Source organism: Tistrella arctica (assembly GCF_039630945.1).
Taxonomy (GTDB): Bacteria; Pseudomonadota; Alphaproteobacteria; order Tistrellales; family Tistrellaceae; genus Tistrella; species Tistrella bauzanensis.
In genome coordinates, this window is the sequence record NZ_JBBKTV010000011.1 from 1 (window position 1) to 23,174 (window position 23,174).

36 protein-coding genes are annotated in these 23,174 nt (G+C 66.2%); all 36 read left to right on the forward strand.

The features are described 5' to 3' along the window. Positions 1–506 (forward strand): EF-Tu C-terminal domain-related protein (locus tag WG924_RS22175; RefSeq protein WP_345935246.1); only part of this gene is annotated, 506 nt, incomplete at its 5' end. A gap of 197 nt (positions 507–703) precedes the next feature. Further along, a complete protein-coding gene (gene rpsJ, locus WG924_RS22180) occupies positions 704–1,012 on the forward strand; it encodes a 30S ribosomal protein S10 (RefSeq protein ID WP_041606294.1) in 309 nt (102 codons plus the stop codon). Between the two features lie 14 nt (positions 1,013–1,026). Further along, the gene (rplC, locus tag WG924_RS22185; protein ID WP_188577945.1) at positions 1,027–1,743 is read left to right on the forward strand and encodes a 50S ribosomal protein L3; all 717 of its coding nucleotides are present in this window, start codon (positions 1,027–1,029) and stop codon (positions 1,741–1,743) included. 10 nt (positions 1,744–1,753) lie between these two features. Continuing rightward, positions 1,754–2,377, forward strand: a complete 624-nt coding sequence (rplD, locus tag WG924_RS22190) for a 50S ribosomal protein L4 (protein ID WP_345935247.1) — start codon at positions 1,754–1,756, stop codon at positions 2,375–2,377. Continuing rightward, a complete protein-coding gene (locus tag WG924_RS22195) occupies positions 2,374–2,667 on the forward strand; it encodes a 50S ribosomal protein L23 (protein ID WP_188577949.1) in 294 nt (97 codons plus the stop codon). The genes rplD and WG924_RS22195 overlap by 4 nt, the downstream gene beginning before the upstream one ends. Positions 2,668–2,671: 4 nt before the next feature. Further along, entirely contained in the window at positions 2,672–3,496 is an 825-nt protein-coding gene (gene rplB, locus WG924_RS22200; RefSeq protein WP_345935248.1) for a 50S ribosomal protein L2, read from the forward strand. 19 nt (positions 3,497–3,515) lie between these two features. Next, positions 3,516–3,794, forward strand: a complete 279-nt coding sequence (gene rpsS, locus WG924_RS22205; RefSeq protein WP_188577953.1) for a 30S ribosomal protein S19 — start codon at positions 3,516–3,518, stop codon at positions 3,792–3,794. 2 nt (positions 3,795–3,796) lie between these two features. Then, positions 3,797–4,177 carry a 50S ribosomal protein L22 gene (gene rplV / locus WG924_RS22210; RefSeq protein ID WP_188577955.1) on the forward strand — a complete coding sequence of 127 codons (381 nt, stop codon included), beginning with the start codon at positions 3,797–3,799 and terminating at the stop codon, positions 4,175–4,177. Continuing rightward, complete coding sequence (gene rpsC / locus WG924_RS22215) at positions 4,177–4,854, forward strand: 30S ribosomal protein S3 (RefSeq protein ID WP_188577957.1); 678 nt, start codon at positions 4,177–4,179, stop codon at positions 4,852–4,854. The genes rplV and rpsC overlap by 1 nt, the downstream gene beginning before the upstream one ends. 38 nt (positions 4,855–4,892) lie before the next feature. After that, positions 4,893–5,312: a 50S ribosomal protein L16 gene (gene rplP, locus WG924_RS22220; protein ID WP_188577959.1), complete on the forward strand. Its 420-nt coding sequence runs from the start codon at positions 4,893–4,895 to the stop codon at positions 5,310–5,312. A 4-nt stretch (positions 5,313–5,316) separates the two neighbouring features. Then, positions 5,317–5,520 carry a 50S ribosomal protein L29 gene (rpmC, locus tag WG924_RS22225; RefSeq protein ID WP_188577962.1) on the forward strand — a complete coding sequence of 68 codons (204 nt, stop codon included), beginning with the start codon at positions 5,317–5,319 and terminating at the stop codon, positions 5,518–5,520. A gap of 4 nt (positions 5,521–5,524) precedes the next feature. Further along, a complete protein-coding gene (rpsQ, locus tag WG924_RS22230) occupies positions 5,525–5,761 on the forward strand; it encodes a 30S ribosomal protein S17 (protein ID WP_188577964.1) in 237 nt (78 codons plus the stop codon). A 31-nt stretch (positions 5,762–5,792) separates the two neighbouring features. Continuing rightward, positions 5,793–6,161 carry a 50S ribosomal protein L14 gene (gene rplN / locus WG924_RS22235; RefSeq protein ID WP_188577966.1) on the forward strand — a complete coding sequence of 123 codons (369 nt, stop codon included), beginning with the start codon at positions 5,793–5,795 and terminating at the stop codon, positions 6,159–6,161. After that, positions 6,161–6,478, forward strand: coding sequence for a 50S ribosomal protein L24 (gene rplX / locus WG924_RS22240; RefSeq protein WP_345935250.1), 318 nt, complete (start codon positions 6,161–6,163; stop codon positions 6,476–6,478). Before rplN ends, rplX begins: the two co-directional genes overlap by 1 nt. Before the next feature lie 17 nt (positions 6,479–6,495). Beyond that, positions 6,496–7,035: a 50S ribosomal protein L5 gene (rplE, locus tag WG924_RS22245; protein WP_345935251.1), complete on the forward strand. Its 540-nt coding sequence runs from the start codon at positions 6,496–6,498 to the stop codon at positions 7,033–7,035. Positions 7,036–7,056: 21 nt separating this feature from the next. Continuing rightward, positions 7,057–7,362, forward strand: a complete 306-nt coding sequence (rpsN, locus tag WG924_RS22250; RefSeq protein ID WP_345935252.1) for a 30S ribosomal protein S14 — start codon at positions 7,057–7,059, stop codon at positions 7,360–7,362. 16 nt (positions 7,363–7,378) lie between these two features. After that, positions 7,379–7,777 (forward strand): 30S ribosomal protein S8, encoded by a 399-nt coding sequence (gene rpsH / locus WG924_RS22255; RefSeq protein WP_188577975.1) that lies wholly within the window; start codon positions 7,379–7,381, stop codon positions 7,775–7,777. Positions 7,778–7,788: 11 nt separating this feature from the next. Further along, positions 7,789–8,322: a 50S ribosomal protein L6 gene (gene rplF, locus WG924_RS22260; RefSeq protein WP_188577976.1), complete on the forward strand. Its 534-nt coding sequence runs from the start codon at positions 7,789–7,791 to the stop codon at positions 8,320–8,322. A 14-nt stretch (positions 8,323–8,336) separates the two neighbouring features. Next, positions 8,337–8,696: a 50S ribosomal protein L18 gene (gene rplR / locus WG924_RS22265; RefSeq protein WP_188577978.1), complete on the forward strand. Its 360-nt coding sequence runs from the start codon at positions 8,337–8,339 to the stop codon at positions 8,694–8,696. Positions 8,697–8,710: 14 nt separating this feature from the next. After that, entirely contained in the window at positions 8,711–9,274 is a 564-nt protein-coding gene (gene rpsE / locus WG924_RS22270; RefSeq protein ID WP_188577980.1) for a 30S ribosomal protein S5, read from the forward strand. A gap of 5 nt (positions 9,275–9,279) precedes the next feature. Then, complete coding sequence (gene rpmD / locus WG924_RS22275) at positions 9,280–9,474, forward strand: 50S ribosomal protein L30 (protein ID WP_188577982.1); 195 nt, start codon at positions 9,280–9,282, stop codon at positions 9,472–9,474. 54 nt (positions 9,475–9,528) lie between these two features. Next, positions 9,529–10,011, forward strand: a complete 483-nt coding sequence (gene rplO / locus WG924_RS22280) for a 50S ribosomal protein L15 (protein ID WP_188577984.1) — start codon at positions 9,529–9,531, stop codon at positions 10,009–10,011. 242 nt (positions 10,012–10,253) lie between these two features. Further along, positions 10,254–11,597 carry a preprotein translocase subunit SecY gene (gene secY, locus WG924_RS22285; protein ID WP_345935253.1) on the forward strand — a complete coding sequence of 448 codons (1,344 nt, stop codon included), beginning with the start codon at positions 10,254–10,256 and terminating at the stop codon, positions 11,595–11,597. After that, positions 11,594–12,247, forward strand: a complete 654-nt coding sequence (locus tag WG924_RS22290; RefSeq protein WP_345935254.1) for an adenylate kinase — start codon at positions 11,594–11,596, stop codon at positions 12,245–12,247. The genes secY and WG924_RS22290 overlap by 4 nt, the downstream gene beginning before the upstream one ends. A 105-nt stretch (positions 12,248–12,352) precedes the next feature. Further along, a complete protein-coding gene (gene rpsM / locus WG924_RS22295) occupies positions 12,353–12,721 on the forward strand; it encodes a 30S ribosomal protein S13 (RefSeq protein ID WP_188577990.1) in 369 nt (122 codons plus the stop codon). Positions 12,722–12,730: 9 nt separating this feature from the next. Next, positions 12,731–13,123, forward strand: a complete 393-nt coding sequence (rpsK, locus tag WG924_RS22300) for a 30S ribosomal protein S11 (RefSeq protein ID WP_014746124.1) — start codon at positions 12,731–12,733, stop codon at positions 13,121–13,123. A 174-nt stretch (positions 13,124–13,297) separates the two neighbouring features. Beyond that, the gene (locus WG924_RS22305) at positions 13,298–14,314 is read left to right on the forward strand and encodes a DNA-directed RNA polymerase subunit alpha (RefSeq protein WP_188577992.1); all 1,017 of its coding nucleotides are present in this window, start codon (positions 13,298–13,300) and stop codon (positions 14,312–14,314) included. 225 nt (positions 14,315–14,539) lie between these two features. Then, positions 14,540–14,959, forward strand: a complete 420-nt coding sequence (gene rplQ / locus WG924_RS22310; RefSeq protein ID WP_345935256.1) for a 50S ribosomal protein L17 — start codon at positions 14,540–14,542, stop codon at positions 14,957–14,959. Positions 14,960–15,246: 287 nt separating this feature from the next. Further along, positions 15,247–16,737, forward strand: coding sequence for a Do family serine endopeptidase (locus WG924_RS22315; RefSeq protein WP_345935257.1), 1,491 nt, complete (start codon positions 15,247–15,249; stop codon positions 16,735–16,737). Between the two features lie 46 nt (positions 16,738–16,783). Beyond that, the gene (locus WG924_RS22320) at positions 16,784–18,130 is read left to right on the forward strand and encodes a replication-associated recombination protein A (RefSeq protein WP_345935258.1); all 1,347 of its coding nucleotides are present in this window, start codon (positions 16,784–16,786) and stop codon (positions 18,128–18,130) included. Beyond that, positions 18,127–18,522, forward strand: coding sequence for a fluoride efflux transporter CrcB (gene crcB / locus WG924_RS22325; RefSeq protein WP_345935259.1), 396 nt, complete (start codon positions 18,127–18,129; stop codon positions 18,520–18,522). The genes WG924_RS22320 and crcB overlap by 4 nt, the downstream gene beginning before the upstream one ends. Beyond that, on the forward strand, positions 18,519–19,547 hold the full coding sequence (locus WG924_RS22330) for an RluA family pseudouridine synthase (RefSeq protein ID WP_345935260.1): 1,029 nt from the start codon (positions 18,519–18,521) through the stop codon (positions 19,545–19,547). The genes crcB and WG924_RS22330 overlap by 4 nt, the downstream gene beginning before the upstream one ends. Beyond that, the gene (locus tag WG924_RS22335; protein ID WP_345935261.1) at positions 19,547–20,275 is read left to right on the forward strand and encodes an HAD-IA family hydrolase; all 729 of its coding nucleotides are present in this window, start codon (positions 19,547–19,549) and stop codon (positions 20,273–20,275) included. Before WG924_RS22330 ends, WG924_RS22335 begins: the two co-directional genes overlap by 1 nt. Continuing rightward, on the forward strand, positions 20,272–21,018 hold the full coding sequence (locus tag WG924_RS22340; protein ID WP_345935262.1) for an ATP12 family chaperone protein: 747 nt from the start codon (positions 20,272–20,274) through the stop codon (positions 21,016–21,018). Before WG924_RS22335 ends, WG924_RS22340 begins: the two co-directional genes overlap by 4 nt. 274 nt (positions 21,019–21,292) lie before the next feature. Continuing rightward, positions 21,293–22,825 carry an acyl-CoA carboxylase subunit beta gene (locus tag WG924_RS22345; RefSeq protein WP_345935263.1) on the forward strand — a complete coding sequence of 511 codons (1,533 nt, stop codon included), beginning with the start codon at positions 21,293–21,295 and terminating at the stop codon, positions 22,823–22,825. A 13-nt stretch (positions 22,826–22,838) separates the two neighbouring features. Continuing rightward, positions 22,839–23,162, forward strand: a complete 324-nt coding sequence (locus WG924_RS22350) for a hypothetical protein (RefSeq protein ID WP_345935264.1) — start codon at positions 22,839–22,841, stop codon at positions 23,160–23,162. The last annotated feature ends 12 nt before the right edge of the window (positions 23,163–23,174 follow it).

Consider the following 23,174-nt stretch of genomic DNA (forward strand, 5'->3'; position numbering starts at 1 on the left):
TGGTGACCGGTCGTATCGAGCGCGGCATCGTGAAGGTCGGCGAGGAAGTGTCGATCGTCGGTCTGCGTGACACCACGAAGACGACGGTGACCGGCGTCGAGATGTTCCGCAAGCTGCTGGATCAGGGCGAGGCCGGCGACAATGTCGGCGTGCTGCTGCGCGGCACGAAGCGTGAGGATGTGGAGCGCGGCCAGGTTCTGGCCAAGCCGAACACGATCACCCCGCACACCGAGTTCGCGGCGGAAGCCTATATCCTGACCAAGGAAGAAGGCGGGCGTCACACCCCGTTCTTCACCAACTACCGTCCGCAGTTCTACTTCCGGACCACGGACGTGACCGGCGTGATCACGCTGCCGGAAGGCACCGAGATGGTCATGCCCGGCGACAACGTGTCGGTCATGGTCAAGCTGATCTCGCCGATCGCCATGGATGAGGGCCTGCGCTTCGCGATCCGCGAAGGTGGCCGCACCGTCGGCGCCGGCGTCGTCGCCAAGGTCATCGCCTGATCAACAGCGAGATGTGCAGCCGGTACAGCCGTGGCGGTATGTAGGCCGCGATGGCGCACCGGCTGCCAGTTCCCTGACGCCACGAGCGCCCGGCCGGTCCGCCCGGCGGGCCGGTCTCTTGTAAGGACGCGCGGCGCTGCGGCACCCCGGACTCATCCGGCAGGTCGCACCGCCGAGGCCAAGGTAAGAAGCCCATGATGGAAGGCCAGAACATTCGCATCCGCCTGAAGGCGTTCGATCATCGCGTGCTCGATCAGTCGACCCGCGAGATCGTGAACACCGCCAAGCGGACCGGCGCGAGCGTGCGGGGCCCGATCCCGCTGCCCACCGAGATCGAGCGCTTCACGGTTCTCCGTTCGCCGCACATCGACAAGAAGTCGCGCGAGCAGTTCGAGATCCGGACGCACAAGCGCCTGCTCGACATTGTCGAGCCGACCCCGCAGACCGTCGATGCTTTGATGAAGCTCGACCTTGCGGCCGGCGTCGACGTCGAGATCAAGCTCTGAGGGGGTAACGCCAGATGCGTACTGGAGTCATCGCCCGCAAGCTCGGGATGACGCGCGTTTTCGACCAGGCCGGCATTCACATTCCCGTGACCGTTCTGAAGCTCGACAACGTCCAGGTCGTCGCACACCGCACCGAGGCAACTGACGGCTACAACGCCGTTCAGGTCGGTTACGGTGCGGCGAAGGTCAAGAACGTTTCCAAGCCGCAGCGCGGCCATTTCGCCAAGGCGAAGGTCGAGCCCAAGCTGAAGCTCGCCGAATTCCGGGTCACGGGCGACGCCCTGCCGGATGTCGGCGCCGAAATCGGTGCCAATCACTTCGTTCCCGGCCAGTTCGTGGACGCGGTCGGCACCTCGGTCGGTAAGGGCTTCGCCGGCGCCATGAAGCGTCACAATTTCGGCGGTCTTCGCGCCACCCACGGCGTGTCGGTCTCGCACCGCTCGCATGGTTCGACCGGTAACCGTCAGGATCCGGGCCGTACCTTCAAGGGCAAGAAGATGGCCGGCCATATGGGCGCGCGCCGCGTGACCGTGCAGAATCTGCGCGTCACCGTCGTCGACGCCAACCGGGGCCTGGTGCTGGTTGAAGGCGCCATCCCGGGTTCGGCCGGTTCCTATGTGCTGCTGCGCGACGCCGTCAAGAAGGCGCTGCCCGAGAGTGCGCCGTTCCCGGCGGGCCTGAAGGTTGCGTCTCCGGTGGCCGAGGCGGCTGCCGAGACCACGGAAGGCTGAGGGCCGAGCGATGGATGTGAAGGTCATTACCCTCGATAACGAGGACGCCGGCACGATCGCGCTGGCAGACGAGGTGTTCGGTCTCCCGGCCCGCGTCGATATCCTGCACCGGATGGTGCGCTACCAGCTCGCCAAGCGGCGCGCCGGTACGCATCAGGTGAAGACGATTTCCGATATCGCCGGGTCGACGGCGAAGATCTATCGCCAGAAGGGCACCGGCCGCGCGCGGCACGGCGCCAAGCGGGCGAATATCTTCCGCGGCGGTGCGACGGTTCACGGTCCTGTGAATCGCAGCCACGCCCACGACCTGCCGAAGAAGGTGCGTCGCCTGGCGCTGAAGACCGCGCTGTCGGTGAAGGCCATGGGTGGCAAGCTGGTGGTGGTCGACGACCTGAAGGCCGACGACGCCAAGACCAAGGCCCTGGTGGCACGCCTCGAGAAGGCCGGTCTCGGTCACTCGACGCTGTTCATCGGCGGCACCGAGGTCGACCAGGGCTTCCGCCTTGCGGCCCGCAACCTGATCGGCATCGACGTGCTGCCGAGCCAGGGTGCGAATGTTTACGACATCCTGCGCCGCGACACCCTGGTGCTGTCGCGCGCCGCGGTCGAGAGCCTGGAGGCGCGGCTGAAATGAACCCGGAGCGGATGTACGACATCATCCTGAGCCCGGTCGTCACCGAGAAGTCGACCATGGGTTCAGAGCATGATCAGGTGACGTTCCGCGTCACCCTGGATGCGACCAAGCCCGAGATCAAGCAGGCCGTCGAACACCTGTTCAATGTCAAGGTGAAGGCGGTCAACACCCTGGTTCAGGCTGGCAAGGCCAAGCGGTTTCGCGGCCGTCCGGGGCGTCGCTCGGATTTCAAGAAGGCGATCGTCACCCTGGTCGAAGGCCAGCAGATCGATCTGACGGCGGGGATCTGAACCGATGGCTTTGAAGGCATACAAGCCGACTTCGCCCGGCCGGCGTCAGCTGGTTCTGGTCGATCGCTCGGAACTCTGGAAGGGCAAGCCGGTCAAGGCATTGACCGAAGGCCTGACCAAGTCGGGCGGCCGTAACAACACCGGTCGCATCACCTCGTTCCAGGTCGGCGGCGGTCACAAGCGCCGCTATCGTCTGGTCGACTTCAAGCGTCGCAAATGGGACGTCGAGGCGACCGTCACGCGCCTGGAATATGACCCGAACCGGACGGCGTTCATCGCGCTGGTCGAGTACACCGACGGCGAGCAGGCCTATATCCTGGCCCCGCAGCGCCTGAAGGTGGGCGACAAGGTCGTCGCCGGCTCGAAGGTCGATGTGCGCCCCGGCAATGCGATGCCGCTGTCGTCGATCCCGGTCGGCACGATCGTCCACAATGTCGAGCTGAAGCCCGGCAAGGGTGGCCAGATCGCGCGCTCGGCCGGCACCTATGTGCAGGTCGTCGGCAAGGACGGCAGCTACGTCATGCTGCGCATGGCGTCGGGCGAGCAGCGCATGGTTCGCGCCGAATGCATGGCCACCATCGGTGCCGTGTCGAACCCCGACCATCAGAACATCAGCCTGGGTAAGGCTGGCCGTTCCCGGTGGCTGGGTCGTCGTCCGGTCGTCCGTGGCGTGGCGATGAACCCGGTTGATCATCCCCATGGTGGCGGCGAAGGCCGCACCTCGGGTGGTCGTCATCCGGTCACCCCGTGGGGCAAGCCGACCAAGGGCAAGCGCACCCGCAATAACAAGGCGACGGACAAGTTTATCGTCCGCCGTCGTAAGCCTTAAGGTCTGGAGGAGTACGACTGTGCCCCGTTCGGTTTGGAAAGGCCCGTTTGTCGACGGGTACCTGCTGAAGAAGGCCGACACGCTGCACACCTCCGGCCGCAAGGAGGTGATTCGCATCTGGTCGCGCCGCTCGACCGTCCTGCCCCAGTTTGTGGGCTTGACCTTTGGGGTCTATAACGGGCACAAGTTCCTGCCCGTGCTTGTCTCCGAGGACATGGTCGGTCATAAGTTCGGCGAGTTCGCGCCCACCCGCACGTTCTACGGCCACGCCGCGGACAAGAAGGCCAAGAGGAAGTAACCATGGGCAAGCCAAGTGCCGAGCGTCGGGTGTCCGACAACGAGGCGCGCGCGGTGTCGGCGATGCTGCGCGTGAGCCCGCGCAAGCTCAACACCGTTGCCGAGCTGATCCGTGGTCGGAGCGTCGAGTCGGCGCTGGCTGCGCTGACCTTCTCGCGCCGCCGGATCTCGAACGACGTGATGAAGACCCTGCAGTCGGCCGTCGCCAACGCGGAAAACAATCACGAGCTGGACGTCGACCGTCTGTTCATCGCCGAAGCCTTCGTTGGCAAGGCGCTGGTCATGAAGCGTTTCAGCGCCCGCGCCCGCGGTCGTGTGGGCCGGGTCGAGAAGCCTTTCAGCCAGCTGACCGTGGTGGTCCGTGAGCGCGAGGAGCAGGACTAATGGGTCATAAGGTCAATCCCATCGGGCTCCGGCTCGGGATCATCCGTACCTGGGATAGCCGCTGGTACGCTGATGACAATTATGCGGATCTGCTTCAGGAAGACCTGCGCCTGCGCAAGTACCTGAAGAACCGCCTGAAGAACGCCGGCGTGTCGGGCATCGTGATCGAGCGTGCTGCGCAGAAGGTGCGCATCACCCTCAACAGCGCGCGGCCCGGCGTGATCATCGGCAAGAAGGGCGCCGATATCGACAAGCTGAAGGCCGATGTCGGCAAGCTGGTCAAAGGCGAGGTTCATCTGAACATCGCCGAGGTCCGCAAGCCCGAACTCGACGCCACCCTGGTGGCGGAGAACATCGCCCAGCAGCTGGAACGCCGCGTGGCGTTCCGCCGGGCAATGAAGCGTGCCGTGCAGTCGGCGATGCGTCTGGGTGCCGAAGGCATCCGCATCACCTGCAGCGGCCGCCTGGGCGGCGCAGAGATTGCCCGCACGGAATGGTACCGCGAAGGTCGGGTGCCGCTGCACACGCTGCGCGCCGACATCGATTATGGCCAGGCGACCGCCTTCACCACCTATGGCACATGCGGTGTCAAGGTCTGGGTGTTCAAGGGCGAAGTGCTGAGCCGCGATCCGCTGGCGGCGGAAGCCGAGCGTCGTGAGACGCGGGCTTCGCGCTGATCCGGCGGCGATCAGCTTAGTGAGAAAGGCTGGAACTTATGCTGAGTCCGAAGCGGACGAAATATCGCAAGGCGCATAAGGGCCGCATCCACGGTGACGCCAAGGGCGGTACGGCGCTGAATTTCGGCGCCTATGGCCTGAAGGCGATGGAGCCCGGTCGGTTGACGGCGCGGCAGATCGAGGCGACCCGTCGCGCGATCACCCGCCACATCCGCCGTGTCGGTCGCGTGTGGGTGCGTGTGTTCCCCGACGTGCCGGTTTCGAAGAAGCCGGCCGAGGTGCGCATGGGTAAGGGTAAGGGCGCTCCGGAATTCTGGATGGCCCGTGTCAAGCCTGGTCGCGTGATGTTCGAACTGGACGGTGTCCCCGCCGAGCTGGCCCGTGAGGCCTTCGAGCGTGGTGCCGCGAAGCTGCCGATCCGCACCCGCGTGATCCAGCGCATCGGTGTGGAGGGCTGAGGCCATGAAGGCTGAGGAACTGCGCGTGAAGTCGGGCACCGAGCTTTCGACCATGCTGCTGCAGCTGAAGAAGGAGCAGTTCAATCTGCGCTTTCAGCAGGCGGGCGGTCAGCTCGACAACACCGCCCGGGTGCGCGAGGTCCGTCGCGACATCGCCCGGATCAAGACCGTGATCGGCCAGCAGGCCGCATCTGCGGCGAAGGAGTGATCAGATGCCCAAGCGTATCCTCCAGGGCGTCGTGGTAAGCGACAAGGGCGACAAGACGATCATCGTCAAGGTCGAGCGTCGCTTCCAGCACCCGATCTACAAGAAGTTCATCCGCCGCAGCAAGAAGTACGCCGCGCATGATGAGGACAACCGGTTCAAGGCCGGCGACAACGTCCGCATCATCGAGTCGGCGCCGATCTCCAAGCGGAAGCGCTGGACGGTCGTCGTCGAAGGCGAATGAGCCCGGCCCCTGCTGATTAAGGAACGGTCCTGTGATCCAGACCGAAACCAATCTGGAAGTGGCGGACAACAGCGGCGCCCGGCGTGTGCAGTGCATCCGCGTGCTCGGCGGTTCCCGCCGCCGCGTTGCCCGTGTCGGCGACGTGATCGTCGTCTCCGTGAAGGAGGCGATTCCGCGTGGTAAGGTGAAGAAGGGCGACGTCCACCGTGCGGTGGTCGTTCGTACCGCCAAGGAGCTTCGTCGTCCGGACGGCACCGCCATCCGCTTCGACCGCAATGCCGCCGTGCTGATCAACAAGCATGGCGAGCCGATCGGGACCCGTATCTTCGGCCCGGTCACCCGCGAGCTCCGCGGCAAGAAGTTCATGAAGATCATCTCTCTGGCCCCCGAGGTCCTCTAATGGCAGCCAAGATCAAGAAAGGCGACAACGTCGTCGTTTTGACCGGGCGCGACAAGGGCAAGGCCGGGACGGTGACGCAGGTTCTCCCCAAGGAGGACCGCGTCTATGTCCAGGGCGTGAACCTCGTCAAGCGGCACACCGCTCCGAAGCCGGGTAGCCCCGGCGGTATTCTGGAGAAGGAAGCCGCGCTGCACCTGTCGAACGTCGCGATCGCCGACCCCAAGGACGGCAAGCCGACCCGCGTCGGTTTTTCCACGCTCGAAGATGGACGCAAGGTGCGAGTCGCCAAGCGTTCCGGCGAGCAGATCGATCGTTGACGGCGGAGCAGCCCACCATGGCACGCTTGTACGAGTATTATGTGAATGAGGTTCGCGGCCAGCTGCGTGAGCAGTTCGCCTACGCGAACATCATGGAAATCCCCCGTCTCGAGAAGATCGTCCTGAATGTGGGCGTCGGCGAGGCGGTGTCGGATCAGAAGAAGATCGCCGGCGTCGTGACCGACCTGACCAAGATCACGGGTCAGCGGCCGGTCGTGACCCGCGCGAAGAAGTCGATCGCCGGCTTCAAGCTGCGCGAGGACATGGCGGTTGGCGTGAAGGTCACCCTTCGCCGCGACCGCATGTACGAGTTTCTTGATCGTCTCGTCACCATCGCTCTGCCGCGCGTCCGCGACTTCCGCGGGCTGAACGGCAAGTCGTTCGACGGGCGTGGCAACTATGCCATGGGCCTCAAAGAGCAGATCGTCTTCCCGGAAATCGAGTACGACAAGGTCGATACCGTCCGGGGTATGGACATCGTCTTCGCGACGACGGCCAAGACGGATGCCGAGGCGAAGGCGCTTCTTGCCGCCTTCCAGATGCCCTTCGTGAACTGAGCAACGGCAAGCGAGGCGATTATGGCCAAGACCAGTGCCGTCCAGAAGAACAAGCACCGCGAGCAGCTGACCAAGCGCTTTGCCGCAAAGCGCGCCGCTCTCAAGTCGGTGGTTGATGACCGCAGCCTGTCTCCCGAGGAGCGGTTTGCTGCTACCCTGAAGCTGGCGGAAATGCCGCGCAACAGCTCCAAGACCCGTATCCGGAACCGGTGCGCGTTGACGGGCCGTCCGCGCGCCGTGTACCGCAAGCTCAAGCTGTGCCGTGTGGCGCTCCGCGACCTGGCGTCGTCCGGGCAGATCCCCGGCATGACCAAGTCGAGCTGGTAAGAGAGGAGGACCGGAAATGTCCATGACCGATCCCCTCGGCGATATGATCACCCGTATCCGCAACGCCCAGATGGCGCGCAAGGGCACGACCCTTTGCCCGGCGTCGAAGCTGCGCGGCTGGGTTCTCGACGTGCTGACCCGTGAGGGCTATATCCGCGGTTACGAGCGGAATGAGCCTGCGGAAGGAAAGCCGGTGTTCGAGATCGCGCTGAAGTATGTGGACGGCGAGCCCGCCATCCGCGAAATCGGCCGCGTCTCCCGTCCGGGCCGTCGTGTGTATTCGTCGATCAAGGCACTGCCGAAGCATTACAATGGCCTCGGCATCCAGATCCTCTCGACCCCGCGCGGCGTCATGTCCGATGCAGAGGCCCGCACCGCCAATGTCGGCGGTGAAGTGCTCTGCAAGGTGTTCTGAGGAGACGTCCTATGTCGCGTATCGGTAAGAATCCGGTGGCGGTGCCGCAGGGCGTCGAGGTTGCAGTGGACGGGAACACCGTTCGCGTCAAGGGCAAGCTCGGCGCTCTTGAACGCACGCTGCCGTCGGATGTGAATGTTACGCTGAACGACGGTCAGATCGTCGTTCAGCCCGCCAATGACGACCGTCGCGCCCTGTCGATGTGGGGTTTGTCGCGCACGCTGGTGGCCAACATGGTCCAGGGCGTGTCGGTGGGCTTCACCGTGAAGCTGGAGATCAACGGCGTGGGTTACCGCGCCGCTGTCGACGGCAAGCTGCTCACCTTGCAGCTCGGCTTCAGCCACGACATCAAATACGCCGTTCCGGCGGATATCGACATCAAGGCCGAGAAGCCGACTGCGCTTGCGATCTCTGGGATCGACAAGCAGCGGGTCGGTCAGATCGCGGCCGAGATCCGGTCCTTCCGCGGCCCCGAGCCCTATAAGGGCAAGGGTGTCAAGTACGAGGGCGAGGTTATCGTCCGCAAGGAAGGCAAGAAGAAGTAAGGAGCCGCACGGGCATGAACGCGAATCTGCTCTTCGAGCGGCGCAAGCGGCGCGTGCGTACGCAGCTGCGCAAAAAGTCGCACGGCCGTCCGCGGCTGAGCGTCTACCGCTCCAATCTGAACATTTATGCTCAGATCATCGACGATGTTGGCGGGCAGACGCTCGCCCAGGCATCGACCCTCGACACGGATCTGAAGGGCCAGCTCAAGAACGGCGCTGGCGTGGAAGCCGCCAAGCTGGTCGGCCAGCTGATCGCTGCGCGCGCACTTGAGCACGGCGTGACCGAGGTCGTCTTCGACCGCGGGGGCTACATTTATCATGGCCGCGTGAAGGCGCTGGCCGACGCCGCCCGTGAGGGCGGATTGTCGTTCTGATGGGGGCCGCACGCATGGCACGCACGGACAACGAGCGCAAGCCTCGCGAGGAAGAAGGCGAGTTCATCGACAAGCTCGTTACCATCAATCGCGTCGCGAAGGTGGTTAAGGGTGGTCGCCGGTTCGGTTTTGCCGCGCTGGTGGTTGTTGGTGACGGCCGCGGCCGGGTCGGCTTCGGTCAGGGCAAGGCCCGCGAGGTTCCCGAAGCGATCCGCAAGGCCACCGAGAAGGCGAAGCGCGGCATGATCCGCGTTCCGCTGCGCGAGGGCCGCACGCTGCATCATGATATCGACGGGCATTTCGGTGCCGGCCGGATCCTGATGCGCGCCGCCCCTCCGGGTACCGGCATCATCGCCGGCGGCCCGATGCGCGCGGTGCTGGAGAGCCTGGGTGTCGCCGACGTCGTGGCGAAGAGCCACGGCACGTCGAACCCGTACAACCTGATCAAGGCGACCTTCGACGGCCTCAAGGCCGTTCAGTCGCCGCGTGAGGTTGCGCGGCGCCGGGGTCGCAAGGTCAGCGACATCATCGGCCGCCGCGACGGCCAGGCGGCCGCCGCCGCCGCTGGCAAGGAGTGATCCTGATGTCGGAGGCGAAGAAGCAGGTGAAGGTCACCCAGCTGGGCAGCCCGATCGGGCGTCCCGACTATCAGCGTCAGACGCTGATCGGCCTGGGTCTCAACAAGCGGCATCGCAGCCGCGTGCTTGAGGATACCCCGTCGGTCCGTGGCATGATTGCCAGGGTGGCTCATCTCGTGGTCGTGGAGGAGGTGGCCTGAGGGTAACCCCGGGCCTCCTGCACCAAACACACGAACGCAAGGAACAGCGGTGTCATGAAGCTCAATGAGCTCAGGGACAATCCTGGTGCGACCAAGGCGCGCAAGCGCATTGGTCGCGGCCCCGGCTCGGGGACCGGCAAGACCGCCGGCAAGGGCCATAAGGGTGCCAAGGCGCGTGCAGGCGTGGCGATCAAGGGCTTCGAGGGCGGTCAGATGCCGCTGCATCGTCGCCTTCCGCGCCGTGGTTTCACCAACGCGCCCTTCCGTAACGATTTCGTTCATGTCAATCTGGGTCGCATCCAGAAAGCGATCGATGCCGGCAAGCTCGGCACCGACATCACCGAGGCGACCCTGGTTGAAGCCGGCCTGCTGCGTCGCGTTCGCGACGGCGTGCGCCTGCTTGCCAAGGGCGAGATCACCACGGCCGTGACCATCCACGTCTCCGGCGCCTCTGAGGCGGCGGTTGCGGCGGTTGAGAAGGCCGGTGGCAAGGTCGAGTTGCCGGCGGTGCCGGCAGCGGACGAGGCCCAGGCCTGATCTCTGGCCTGAGCTTGCGTCGTGCAGGCTTTGACGGGCGACCGTCCGCCGGTTCAGACCGGGGGATGGTTGCCCGCGCTCGCATTGCCGAAGCCGTCGGGGTATGTCCCGGACCGGTGAGGGCGACGTTGAGTGCCGGGCCCGCCCCGACGACGACAGACTGATCCAGGTGTTCTGGCCGGCCCCGCCGGCTCAGGACATGCCTTCGAGATCCCCCTCTTCAAGCCGGGAGCGCATCCGCGATGGCGTCCTCCGCCGATCAACTTGCGGGCAGCCTGAATTTCGGGGCCTTCGGCAAGGCCACCGAACTGAAGAAGCGGCTCTGGTTCACCCTGGGCGCGCTGCTGGTCTATCGACTTGGCACCTATATCCCGGTGCCGGGGATCAATCCTGCCGTGCTTGCCGAGGTGTTCAATCAGAATGCCGGCGGCATTCTGGGTATGTTCAACGTGTTCGCCGGCGGTGCGCTGGGGCGCATGACCATCTTTGCGCTGACCGTGATGCCCTACATCTCGGCCTCGATCATCGTGCAGCTGCTGACCGCAGTGCTGCCGAGCTTCGCGGCCTTGAAGAAGGAGGGCGAGAGCGGGCGCAAGCTGCTGAACCAGTACACCCGCTTCGGCACGGTGGGCCTGGCGATCGTTCAGGCCTATGGCATCTCGGTGGGGCTTGAGGGGCTGCAGGCGGGCGGTGTGTCGGCCGTGGCGGACCCAGGGCTATATTTCCGGGCGGCCACCGTGATCACGCTGGTCGGCGGCACGATGTTCCTGATGTGGCTGGGCGAGCAGATCACCGCCCGTGGCGTCGGCAACGGCATCTCGCTGATCATCTTCACCGGCATCGTCGCCGGCCTGCCGGGCGCTCTGGCCCGGATGCTGGAACTGGGGCGGACCGGCGCCTTGTCCACGGGCCTGATCCTGTTCCTGCTGATCATGTCGGTGGCGGTGATCGCCTTCATCGTGTTCATGGAACGGGCCCAGCGCCGCATCGTGGTTCAGTACCCGAAGCGTCAGGTCGGCAACCGGATCTATGGCGGTGAAAGCTCGCATCTGCCGCTGAAGCTGAACACGGCCGGCGTTATCCCGCCGATCTTCGCAAGCTCGATCCTGCTGCTGCCGACGACCATCGCCAGCTTCAATGCCGCCGGCGGTCCGGCCTGGATGACCTGGCTGACGGCAAATCTTGCGCATGGTCAGCCTCTGTATCTGGGCCTGTACATCGCGGCCATCCTGTTCTTCTGCTTTTTCTATACCGCGATTGTGTTCAATCCGGAGGAGACGGCGGACAATCTGCGCAAACATGGCGGGTTCATTCCCGGCATCCGGCCCGGCGCGAAGACCGCTGAGTATCTGGATTATGTGCTGACCCGGCTGACGGCGATCGGCGCGATCTATATCGCTGCGGTCTGCGCCCTGCCAGAACTCCTGATCAGCGAGTATGCGGTCCCGTTCTACTTTGGTGGCACCAGCCTGCTGATCGTGGTCAACGTCACCATCGATACCGTGGCCCAGATCCAGTCCCACCTGCTGGCGCACCAGTATGAGGGGCTGATCAAGAAGGCCCGACTCAAAGGACGGCGGTCGTGATCCTGATCCTTCTCGGACCTCCCGGTGCCGGCAAAGGCACACAGTCGCAGCGCCTGGTCGACGCCTACGGCATCGTGCAGCTGTCCACAGGGGACATGCTCCGTGCCGAGGTGAAATCGGGCAGCGAGCTTGGTAATCGCGTCAAGGCGATCATGGACAGCGGAAAGCTGGTGCCGGATCAGGCGATCATCGATATGATCGCCGGCCGCATCGGTCAGGATGACTGCCGCAACGGCTTCATCCTCGACGGCTTTCCCCGCACCGTGGCCCAGGCCGAGGCGCTGGACGGCATGCTGGCCTCCCGCGGGCTTCATCTGGATCATGTGATCGAGATGAAGGTCGATGATGCGGCACTGGTCGAGCGGATCACCGGACGTTTCGCCTGCGCCAAATGCGGCGCCGGCTATCATGACACTTTCCAGAAGCCCAAGGTTGCGGGCGTCTGTGATGTGTGCGGGTCGACTGAGTTCACCCGCCGCAAGGACGACAATGCCGAGACGGTGACGAGCCGGCTCGAAGCCTACCATGCGCAGACCGCGCCGCTGCTGCCCTACTATGAGACGAAGGGCCTTTTGCGGACGGTGGACGGCATGGCCGACATCGATGATGTGACCCGGGCGTTGAAAGCCATCCTCGGCAGCGGGTCGTAACTTCTGAGTGGTTGACTTGAGCGACGGTCATCCTATAATCGCGCCCCTCCGCGCCGAGTGGGCGCGTGCGGGCGCAGACCGTCGGTCGACGAAGGAGAATCAAGCGTGGCGCGTATTGCAGGTGTGAATATCCCGACCGCGAAGCGAGTCGAGATCGCGCTGACCTACATTCACGGCATTGGCCGGTCGAAGTCGCAGGAAATCTGCGGCAAGGTGGGAATCCCGACCGAGCGGCGCGTGAACGAACTGTCGGATGCCGAAGTGATTCGCATCCGTGAAGTGATCGACAGCGATTATGCGGTCGAGGGTGACCTCCGCCGCGAAGTCGCGATGAACATCAAGCGCCTGATGGACCTCGGCTGCTACCGCGGCCTTCGGCATCGTCGTGGCCTGCCGGTGCGCGGTCAGCGCACCCACACAAATGCGCGGACCCGCAAGGGCCCGGCGAAGCCGATTGCGGGCAAGAAGAAGTAAGGACGCACCATGGCCAAGGATACGGGTGCTCGTCTGCGCCGCCGCGACAGGAAGAATATCACTTCCGGTGTCGCGCACGTGAACGCGAGCTTCAACAACACCATGATCACCATCACCGACGTGCAGGGGAACACCATCTCCTGGTCGTCCTCGGGGACCATGGGCTTCAAGGGTTCGCGCAAGTCTACCCCTTACGCGGCGCAGGTCGCTGCCGAAGACGCCGGCCGCAAGGCCGCCGAACACGGCATGCGTACCCTGGACGTCGAGGTCAAGGGTCCGGGCTCGGGCCGGGAATCGGCTCTGCGTGCCCTGCAGGCGGCGGGTTTCGCGATCACCTCGATCCGCGACGTGACCCCGATCCCGCATAACGGCTGCCGCCCGCCCAAGCGGCGCCGCGTCTGACGTCAAGGACCGCACGCGCCCCCGCCGGTCGGACGCGATAGCCCGGGAGGGCGCCGCGCCGGCCGGCTTCAGCCTGTCCGGTTCCGCGTCGCCGGCGCGGCGGGCAAGAGCGCCCGCCGGATCCCCGCAACGACCGGCACCCCATCGCGGCGCGAGCAACGAGAGGTCGTTCACGTGATCCATAAGAATTGGCAGGACCTGATTAAGCCGACCAAGCTCGAGATCGAGCCGGGGGCCAATCCGGCCCGGCAGGCGACCGTCGTCGCCGAGCCGCTCGAACGCGGCTTCGGCATGACGCTCGGCAATGCCCTGCGCCGGGTGCTGCTGTCGTCGCTTCAAGGCGCCGCAGTTACGGCGATCAAGATCGACGGCGTTCTTCACGAGTTTTCATCCGTCCCCGGTGTGCGCGAGGACGTGACGGACATCGTGCTGAACGTGAAGACCATGTCGCTGACCATGCATGCCGAAGGCCCCAAGCGCATGGCGCTGAAGGCCACCGGCCCCTGCGAGGTCAAGGCATCGATGATCCAGACCGGTCCCGATATCGGGATTCTGGATCCGGACCTGGTTCTGTGCACGCTGGATGACGGCGCGGTGCTGAACATGGAATTCGTGGTGAACACCGGCAAGGGCTATGTCCCGGCCTCGGCGAACCGCCCCGAAGACGCGCCGATCGGCCTGATCCCGGTCGACGCCCTGTACAGCCCGATCAAGAAGGTCTCGTACAAGGTCGAGAACAGCCGTGTCGGTTCCTATACCGATTTCGACCGGCTCTCGCTCCACGTCGAAACCAACGGTGCCATCACCCCGGAAGATTCGATCGCGCTTGCCGCCCGCATCCTCCAGGACCAGTTCCAGCTCTTCATCAACTTCGAAGAGCCGGAGATGCCGACCGAACGTGAAGAGCATGACGAGTTGCCCTTCAACCCGAACCTCCTCCGCAAGGTCGAGGAACTGGAGCTGTCGGTGCGTTCGGCGAACTGCCTGAAGAACGACAACATCGTGTATATCGGCGATCTGGTCCAGAAGACCGAGGCCGAGATGCTGCGGACGCCGAACTTCGGTCGCAAGTCGCTGAACGAGATCAAGGAGGTTCTGTCCTCCATGGGTCTGAAGCTCGGCATGCAGATCAGCAATTGGCCGCCGGAGAATATCGAAGAGCTGGCCAAGAAGCTGGAAGAGCCCTATTGATCGGCCGGCGGGGCAGCCGAAAGGCCATGCCCCGCGCCGCCGATATCGGGTTCCTGTAACCGCCCGCGTCATGCGGGCGACTACCTCACGGGGCGGATTGTGCCTGCGCACGTCGGCCCCTTTGAAAATCGCATCGCGGCGCGCGACAGGGATAACAACGCCCGAGCGCGCGCCACAGTGCCCGGATACCGGGCACGAATGATGCCCGAGCAGGAGTAAACTGTCGTGCGCCATGGAATGAGCGGTCGCAAGCTGAACCGCACCAGCGCCCATCGCAAGGCGATGTTCGCCAATATGGCCGTGGCTCTGCTGAAGCATGAGCAGATCAAGACCACCCTGCCGAAGGCGAAGGAACTGCGCCCGGTCGTGGAGCGCCTGATCACGCTGGGCAAGCGCGGTGATCTGCATGCCCGCCGTCAGGCCGCGTCGCGGCTGCCGGACGACGTGATCGTCCGCAAGCTGTTCGCCGAACTGGCCGAGCGCTATCAGGGCCGCGCCGGTGGCTATACCCGCGTGCTGAAGGCGGGCTTCCGCTATGGCGACAATGCGCCGATGGCGATCATCGAGCTGGTCGACCGCAACCCCGCCGCCAAGGGCCAGGATTCGGGCCCCAAGCAGGTTGTCGAGGACGACGCCGAGGATTGATCGCCCGTTCCGGCTGTGAACGCCCCTTGCCTGTCGGCGCGGACAGGCCGGGGGATCGTGGCCTCGGAACACGGTGCATCGGTGACGAGGACGGGCAGCACGCCGCATGGTGTGCTGCCCGTTTTCCGTTGCGGCCCGGTTTCGGGTGGTGGCGGGCTGTGCTCACGCGGCGGACGGCGATGCTTGTCGGCTGAGACGCCGGCGCTATGCTGTGAGCCGGCGGCGACGGGGCGCCCAAGGATCAGGACCGGGGATCGCGACCGGCCGGGAAGATGAAGGTGTGCGGGATGTCGAAGCGGGTGATCGATCGGGACAGATGCGCCGCCGCCCTGACGGCAGGGTGGCTGCATGTGCGAGGGCTGGCGGTGGCATGGACGATCGCGGTCGTCGTGCTGGCAGGTGCGGCGCCGGTGATGGCGGCTGATGACGCGACGGCCAAGCGTGTGCCGGATAGCCGGACCGAGATGCAGTTGTCATTCGCGCCGGTGGTGCGGGCGGCGGCACCGGCGGTGGTGAACATCTACACCCGCCGGACCGTGGTGGTGCAGCAGCGCTCGCCCTTCTTCGACGATCCGTTCTTCCGCCGGTTCTTTGGCGACCGTATGGGGCTGGGGCGGCCATCGGAGCGGGTGCAGAACTCGCTGGGCTCCGGGGTGATCGTCGACGGCCGCGGCTTCGTCGTCACTAACAACCATGTTATCGACGGCGCCGAGCAGATCACGGTGGTGCTGAACGACCGGCGCGAGTTCCCGGCCGAGGTGGTGCGTCTCGATGCCCAGACCGATCTGGCGGTGCTGAAGATCGATCCTGAGGGGGCTGAACTGCCGGCGCTGACCTTCGGCGACAGCGACGCGGTCGAGGTGGGGGATCTGGTGCTGGCGATCGGCAACCCGTTCGGCGTGGGCCAGACCGTGACCAGCGGCATCGTGTCGGCATTGGCCCGGACCATGGTCGGCGTGTCGGATTTCCAGTCGTTCATCCAGACCGACGCCGCGATCAACCCCGGCAATTCCGGTGGCGCGCTGGTGACGCTGGATGGCCGGGTGGTGGGCATCAACACCGCGATCTTCAGCCGGTCGGGCGGATCGAACGGCATCGGCTTCGCGATCCCGGCAACCCTGGTGCGCACCGTGGTGCAGGCGGCGATCGAGGGCCGGCCGGTGGCGCGGCCCTGGCTTGGCGCGCGCGGCCAGCCGGTGACGGCGGATATCGCCGAAAGCCTGGGCCTGCCGCGGCCATCGGGCGTGGTGGTCAGCCATGTTCATCCGGAAGGGCCGGCGGCCGGGGTGCTGAAGCGCGGCGATGTGATCCTGGAAATCGGCGGTCGGGTCGTCGATGATCCGCGGGCGTTGCGTTTCCGGCTGGCGGCGGCCGGCATCGGCGGCGATACCGAGGTGACGATCTGGCGCGACGGACGCCGGCAGACCGTGTCGCTGCCGCTGGTGGCGGCGCCTGAGACGGTGGCGCGCGATGAACGCGAGATCAGCGGCGCCAACCCGCTGGCGGGCGCGAAGATCGCCAATCTGTCGCCGGCGCTGGCCGAGGAACTGGGCCTGGACGGGTTCGAGGAAGGGGTGATCGTGATCGACATCGCCCGCGGGTCGCCGGCAGCGGCGATCGGCCTGCGCCCCGGCGACATGATTGTGGCGATCAACGGCGCGAAACTGAACCGCGCGGCGGATGTGGTCTCCAGGCTTGCGGCCGTTCAGGGTGAGCGGCGCTGGCGGTTGACCTTGCGCCGAGAGGGTCGCGAACTCACCTTGGAGCTTGTGCGCTGAACCGGGTCGGGCCGGCGCCTTCAGACCGGGAGGCTGCGTAAACCCCATGGCGACGCTGTTCGATGCCGCAGCCCCACGCCCCCTGGCCGATCGGCTGCGGCCGGCGCGGATCGAGGATATCGTGGGCCAGGACCATCTGTTCGGCCCCGACGGGCCGGTGACGCGCATGGTTCAGGCGCGGCGCCTGGCATCGCTGGTGCTGTGGGGGCCGCCGGGGACCGGCAAGACGACGCTGGCGCGTCTGCTGGCCGAGGCCACGGGCATGCGGTTCGCGGCGCTCTCGGCGGTGTTCTCAAGCGTCGGCGACCTGCGCAAGGCCTTTGCCGAGGCGGCGGCGCTGCGCGATACCGGCCGCCAGACGCTGCTGTTCGTGGACGAGATCCACCGCTTCAACCGCGCGCAACAGGACAGCTTTCTGCCCTATGTCGAAGATGGCACCGTCACGCTGATCGGCGCCACCACCGAGAACCCGTCCTTCGAGCTGAACGGTGCGTTGTTGTCGCGCACTCAGGTGCTGGTGCTGCGACGGCTGGACGAGGCGGCCCTGACCGAGCTTCTGATCCGCGCCGAGGCCGCCGAGGCGCGGCCGCTGCCGGTGGATGGCGCGGCGCGGGAGGCCCTGGTGGCCATGGCCGATGGCGATGGCCGCTTTCTGCTGAACATGGCCGACATGCTGTATGCGCTGCCCGAGGGCGAGGTGCTGGACACGAGCCGTCTGGGCCAGTTGCTCCAACGCCGGATGCCGCTTTACGACAAGGCGCAGGAAGGCCATTACAACCTGATCAGCGCGCTGCACAAATCGCTGCGCGGATCGGATGTCGACGCGGCGCTTTATTGGTTCGCGCGGATGCTGGAGGGCGGCGAGGATCCGCTTTATGTCATCCGCCGGCTGATCCGCTTCGCGGTCGAGGATATCGGCATGGCCGATCCGCGGGCCCTGGAACAGGCGCAGGCGGCCCATGCGGCCTTCGAGACGCTGGGCAGCCCCGAAGGCGAACTCGCCATCGCCCAGGCCGTGGTCTATCTTGCGACCGCGCCCAAATCAAACGGCGTGTATATGGCCTATAAGGCCGCCCGGCGGCTGGCGAAGGAAACCGGGTCGCTAATGCCGCCGATGCATATCCTGAACGCACCGACGAAGATGATGAAACAGCTTGGCTATGGCCATGGCTATGACTACGACCATGACGCGCCGGACGCGTTTTCGGGCCGCGATTACTGGCCGGAGGCGATGGGCGCACGGGTGATTTACGAGCCACGTCCGCGCGGGTTCGAGCGGGACATCGCCAAGCGGCTGGAGTATTGGTCGAAGCTGCGTGCCGAGCGTCAGGCGGAGATGCGCGCGGCCGAACGGGCAGGCAAGGCGAGGGACGGGAAGGGCGAGACGTCATGACCGCATTCGCACCGGTGACGCTGGTGGTGATCGCCGCCGGCGGTGCGGCAGGGGCGCTGGCGCGTCACAGCGTCAACAGCTGGGCGGCGGCGGCGTTCGGCCTGGGCTTTCCCTGGGGCACGGTGATCGTGAACATCGCCGGATCGTTCCTGATGGGGCTGCTGGCGGGCGCCGCGGCGCACGGATTGCCGATGTTCCCCCATGCCCGCACATTGATCGCCACCGGGTTTCTTGGCGCCTTCACCACATTCTCGACCTTTTCGCTGGATGCGGTGAGCCTGTGGCAGCGGGGCGAGACGGTGGTCGCGGCGTTGTATGTGGGCGGATCGGTGGCGATGGGAATTCTGGGCCTGCTGGGCGGGCTGATGGTGGCAAGGATGGTGGCCGGATGACCGGTTCCGCGCAAGGGACAGGCGGTGGCCACGAGCCGCTGCATCTGGATGTGAGCGATGACGAGGACGGCCAGCGCCTGGACCGCTGGCTGCGCCGGCGGCTGCCGGGGCTGGGCTTCGCCGAGGCGCAGCGCTGGAGCCGCACCGGTCAGGTGCGGGTGGACGGCAAGCGCGCCAAACCCGATCTGCGGCTGACGGCCGGTGCCACGGTCCGCCTGCCGCCGCTGGCTCTGCCGATGCTGGAGGCGGCGGCGGAAGGCCGGGTGGCGCAACGCGCGACCGGCGCCGAGGATGCGGCCTTCCTGCGAAGCCGGGTGCTGGTCGAGACCGACGATCTGATCCTGATCGACAAGCCGTCGGGGCTGGCGGTGCAGGGCGGCAGCGGCACCGACCGGCATCTGGACGGCATGCTCGACGGCCTGGCGCGGCCGGGTGACGCAGAGCGGCCACGGCTGGTGCATCGCCTGGACCGCGACACCTCGGGCGTGCTGCTGCTGGCCCGCAATGCCCGCGCCGCCGCCTGGGCGACCCGGGCGTTCCGCGAGCGGACCACCACCAAGATCTACTGGGCGGTCACCCTGGGCGTGCCGTCGCCACAGCGCGGCGTGATCGACCTGCCATTGGCCAAGCGCCAGGTGGAGCGCGGCGGCGAACGGATGGTGGCGGTCGATGCGGGCGATGATGGCCAGACCGCGATCACCGAATATGAGGTGATGGCGACCGGCGGCCCCTGCGCGCTGGTGGCGTTGAAGCCGCTGACCGGCCGCACCCATCAGCTCCGCGCCCATCTGGCGGCGATCGGCACGCCGATCGTTGGCGACCTGAAATATGGGGGGGCGGCGGTGGATCTGCGGCGGATCGGCCTGCCGAAGCGGCTGCATCTGCATGCCCGCCGCCTGAGCCTGACCGGGCCGGATGGCCGGCGGATTTCGGCGGCGGCCCCCCTGCCGCCCCATATGGCCGCCAGCTTCGCGCGGCTTGGTCTGGACTTGGGAATGGGCCTCGACCCGGAGATCGACGGATGATGGCAGAGGAGACGGGCGTCGGGCTGGTGGTGTTCGATTGCGACGGCACCCTGGTCGACAGTGCCGGGCATATCACCGACACCATGGGCGACTGCTTCGTCGCGGCCGGGCTGGCGGCGCCGGCGCCGGCCGATGTGTCGCGGATCATCGGCCTGTCGCTGCCGGTCGCGATCGGCCGGCTGCTGCCGGATCTGGGCGAGGCCGACTGCATGATGCTGGCCGATGGCTATCGCACCGCCTATCGCCGCCGGCTGGCCGCCGGGCAGATGGGCGACGAACGGCTGTTCGATGGCGTGGACGCGGTTCTGCGCCGGCTGGACGGCGCCGGCTATCTGCTGGGCATGGCCACCGGCAAGTCGATCCGTGGCGTGGAGCGCACCATGGCCCAGTTCGGCTTCGAGCGGATGTTCGTGACCATTCAGACCGCCGACACCCATCCGAGCAAACCACATCCGGCGATGATGCTGGCGGCGATGGCCGAGACCGGCGCCGCACCACGGCGCAGCGTGCTGATCGGCGACACCAGCTATGACATGGAGATGGCCCGGGCCGCGGGCGCGCGGGCGATCGGCGTCGCCTGGGGCTGCCACGCGCCGGACGAGCTGATCGCCGCCGGCGCCGAGCATGTGGTGGAGAGCGCGGCGGCGCTGGACGCGGCGATCCTGGCACTGATCGGCGCGCCGCCGGCCATGGTCATCGGGGATATCGAACGGAGGATCGGGGCATGAGCGATGCACCGAAGGGCGCCGGCCGTGCCGGGCCAGATCTGCGCAAGCGATTCTACAAGGCGGCCGACATCATCCCGGCCGAGGGCGGCGGCTGGTCGGTGGTGCTGGACGCGCGGCCCCTGCGCACGCCGGCCAAGGCGCCACTGGTTGTGCCGCACCAGGCCCTGGCCCGGCTGATCGCCGATGAATGGGGTGCCCAGGGCGCGCGCATCGACCCCGAGACCATGCCGGCGACCAGGCTTGCCAATGTGGTGGTCGACCGGGTGGTGCCGCATCAGGCGCTGATCGCCGCGGAACTGGCGGGCTATATCGGCACCGACTTGGTGTGCTATCGCGCCGAAACCCCGGCCGGGTTGGTGGCGGTTCAGTGCGAACACTGGGATCCGATGATCGACTGGGCGCGGCGGCGCTTCGATATCCATCTGGTCACCACCACCGGCCTGCTGGCGGTGGACCAGCCGCCCGAGACGGTGGAGAGGCTGACCCGCGCGATCGAGGCCGTCGACCCCTGGCGGCTGTCGGTGCTGCACGGCGCCGTGACCACCGCCGGATCGGTGATCATCGGCCTGGCGCTGTTCGAGGGCGCGATCGATGCAGAGACGGCGTGGGCAGCCTCGCAGGCCGACGAGCATTACCAGATCAGCCGCTGGGGCGAGGATGCCGAGCAGACCGAGCGGATGACTTTTCTGAAACGCGATCTGGCCGATCTGGCCCGCATCCGCGACGCCATCAACGCGGGGTAGCGGGGGACGTGCAGGTTACCCGTGGGTCGGTTTGCGCAATCTTGCGCAGCCGGCCGTGCGATCACGCACAGCTTTCGCAAGCCCCCTCATAAACTGCCAATACCTTGCGGATCTTCAGGCTTTCGCGGCAAAGGGTGTGGCGCGACCGGGTTCGTCATGCTATCAGCACAGGCGAACAAGGGATACGCCGTGTAGGGCGCCTTGCGCGCCGTCGCAGCCGGGATCGGCCGCGGCAGGCCGGCGCCAGACCATTCGAGGAAGAAGAAGACCGGAGATGCAGGCGATACTCGAAGAGCTTGAGAAGCGTCGTCAGGCTGCCCGGATGGGTGGCGGCGAGCGCCGGATCGATGCCCAGCATGCCAAGGGCAAGTTGACCGCACGCGAGCGGATCGAGCTGCTGCTCGATGCCGGGTCGTTCGAAGAATACGACATGTTCGTCGAACACCGCTGCACGGAATTCGGGATGGAGAACACCCGGGTGCCCGGCGACGGCGTGGTCACCGGCCGCGGCACGATCAACGGCCGGCTGGTCTTCGTGTTCAGCCAGGATTTCACGGTGTTCGGCGGCGCTTTGTCGGAAGCGCATGCCGAGAAGATCTGCAAGGTCATGGACCAGGCGGTGCAGGTCGGCGCCCCGGTGATCGGCCTGAACGATTCGGGCGGCGCCCGCATCCAGGAAGGTGTCGCCTCGCTCGCCGGCTATGCCGATGTGTTTCTGCGCAATGTGGAAGCCTCGGGCGTCGTGCCGCAGATCTCGATGATCATGGGCCCCTGCGCCGGCGGTGCGGTGTACTCCCCGGCGATGACCGACTTCATCTTCATGGTGAAGGACACGTCATACATGTTCGTCACCGGCCCCGATGTGGTCAAGACCGTGACCCACGAGGTGGTGACGGCCGAGGATCTGGGCGGCGCCGTCACCCACACCACCAAATCCTCGGTGGCGGATGTGGCGTTCGAGGATGATGTCGACGCGCTGTTGCAGATGCGCCGGTTCTTCGACTTCCTGCCGCTGTCGAACCGCGAACCGGCCCCGATCCGCGAGACCCACGACCCGGTCGCGCGCATGGAGCCGTCGCTCGACACCCTGGTGCCGCCGAACCCGAACAAGCCCTATGACATGAAGGAGCTGATCGAGAAGGTGGTCGACGAGGGCGACTTCTTCGAGATCCAGCCCGAATTCGCGAAGAACATCCTGACCGGCTTTGCCCGCATGGATGGCCAGACCGTGGGCATCGTCGCCAACCAGCCGATGGTGCTGGCGGGTTGCCTGGACATCGACAGCTCCCGCAAGGCCGCCCGCTTCGTGCGGTTCTGCGACTGCTTCAACATCCCGATCGTCACCTTCGTCGACGTGCCGGGCTTTCTGCCGGGCACCAGCCAGGAATTCGGCGGCATCATCAAGCACGGCGCCAAGCTGCTGTATGCCTATGCCGAGGCGACGGTGCCGAAAGTGACGCTGATCACCCGCAAGGCCTATGGCGGCGCCTATGACGTCATGAGCTCGAAGCATCTACGCGGCGACATGAACTATGCCTGGCCGTCCGCCGAGATCGCGGTGATGGGGCCGAAGGGCGCTGTGGAGATCATCTTCCGCCAGGATATCGGCGACGCGGACAAGATCGCGGCGCGGACCGAGGAATATCGCGGCCGCTTCGCCAACCCGTTCGTTGCCGCCTCTCGCGGCTTCATCGACGACGTCGTCCGGCCGCGCAACACCCGCGCCCGCATCTGCGGCGCGCTGGACATGCTGCGCAGCAAGCGTCGCGAGAAGCCGTGGAAGAAGCACGGCAACATTCCGCTCTGACGCGGATATGCCCGTGACCCCCGATGACCCCGAAGCCGGCATGGCCGGACCGGGAGATGATACCGGAGAGGCGGCGCAGGCGCGCCGCGCCCGCCGCCTGACCGGTTTCTACCTCCATGGTTTCGGCTTCGCCGCCGGGAACGGCCTGATCGCCCTGCTGACCGCGCTGCTCGATGTCGATGACCCGGAAGGTCGCATCGGCTTCGCCCTGGCGCTCTGGGCCGGTCTGGTGGTTCTGCACGGGTTATGGGCTTACGGCATCCTGGCCAGGCTGGGGGGCGCCAGAGACGGCGGCTCCGGGCCGCGCCCGCCGCATCCGCCGTCTTCTGCTTCCTGATTTGCTGAGTTG